Annotated in this window: 1 protein-coding gene; it reads left to right on the forward strand. The window is 53.8% G+C overall.

Annotated features, from left to right (window positions below; genetic code table 11):
- On the forward strand, positions 1-1,901 hold a 1,901-nt coding region (locus Q8W22_RS16595), incomplete at both ends, for a cadherin repeat domain-containing protein (RefSeq protein WP_305453115.1).

The following is a 1,901-nucleotide window of genomic DNA, read 5'->3' on the forward strand; positions in this document are numbered from 1 at the left end:
AACTCCGCTACAGGCGAAGTCACCTTGTTGGCCGACGCTGATTACGAAACAAAAGACAGTTACAACTTTACCGTCACCGCCACCGATGGAGCCGGTCACTTCACTGACCAGACCGTCACTCTGGCGGTCAATAACCTCGATGAAGCAGCGCCAAGCATTACATCTGGCGTTATCGCCACTACGATTGATGAAAACTCTGGTGCTGGGCAGGTGGTGTATACCGCTGCTGCTGATGACTCTGCTGATATTTCGGATGGCGTGGTTTTCTCGCTCTCCGGTGACGATGCCGTGTATCTCTCGATTGATGCCAGCACCGGTGAAGTCACCTTGTTGGCCGATGCCGACTATGAGACCAAACCAAGCTACAGCTTTACTGTAACTGCCACCGATGGCGCCGGTCACTTCACTGATCAGACCGTGACGCTGGCGGTCAATGATCTGGATGAGTCAGGACCGGTATTTAACTCCGGGAGTCTGGCGGATGCCATTGATGAAAACTCTGGTGCCAGCTCGGTTATTTACACAGCCACAACCAATGATGCGACAGCGGTTTATAGCCTCTCGGGAGCCGATGCAGGGCTGTTCAGCATCAACTCAGCCACCGGCGAAGTGACGTTATTGGCTGATGCCGATTACGAAACAAAAGACAGTTACAACTTTACCGTCACAGCCATCGATGGAGCCGGTAACCACACCGACCAAACCGTCATCTTAGCAGTCAATAACCTCGATGAAGTCGCACCAACCATTACATCTGGCGCTATCGCCACTGCGATTGATGAAAACCCTGGTGCCGAGCAAGTGGTGTATACCGCGACGGCCGATGATTCCGCGGATATTTCTGGAGGCGTCACTTTCTCGCTCTCAGGCGACGATGCAGCGTATTTCTCGATTGATGCCAGCACCGGCGAAGTGACGTTATTGGCTGATGCCGATTACGAGACCAAACCAAGCTACAGCTTTACCGTCACCGCTACCGATGGGGCTGGTAACCACACGGACCAAGCCGTCACCTTGGCAGTCAATAACCTGGATGAAGTGGCACCGACGATTACTTCTGGCGCGACGGCCACTGCCATCGATGAAAACAGCGGTGCCGGGCAAGTGGTGTATACCACTGCCGCGGATGACTCTGCTGATATCTCGGACGGCGTAACGTTTAGCCTCAGTGGTACTGACGCGGCTTACTTCTCGATTGATGCCAGCACCGGCGAAGTCACCTTGTTGGCGGATGCCGACTACGAGACCAAACCAAACTACAGTTTTACTGTAATCGCCACCGATGGAGCCGGTCACTTCACTGATCAGACCGTGACGCTGGCGGTCCATGATTTGGATGAGTCAGGACCGGTATTTAACTCCGGGAGTCTGGCGGATGCCATTGATGAAAACTCTGGTGCCAGCTCGGTTATTTACACAGCCACAACCAATGATGCGACAGCGGTTTATAGCCTCTCGGGAGCCGATGCAGGGCTGTTCAGCATCAACTCAGCCACCGGCGAAGTCACCTTGTTGGCGGATGCGGATTATGAGAGCAAGTCCAGCTACAACTTTACTGTAATCGCCACCGATGGGACCGGTAACTTTACCGATCAAGCCGTTACCCTGGCGGTCAATAACCTCGATGAAGTGGCACCGACGATTACCTCTGGTGCGACGGCTACCGCGATCGATGAAAACTCTGGTGCTGGGCAAGTGGTGTATACCGTTGTTGCTGATGACTCTGCTGATATCTCTGATGGCGTAGTTTTCTCGCTCTCCGGCGACGATGCGGCGTACTTCTCGATTGATGCCAGCACCGGTGAAGTCACCTTGTTGGCGGATGCTGATTACGAGACCAAACCAAGCTACAACTTTATCGTCACCGCTACCGATGGGGCCGGTAACTTTACCGATCAAGC

Source organism: Oceanobacter sp. 1_MG-2023, assembly GCF_030689025.1.
In the GTDB taxonomy this organism is placed as follows: Bacteria; Pseudomonadota; Gammaproteobacteria; order Pseudomonadales; family Oceanobacteraceae; genus Oceanobacter.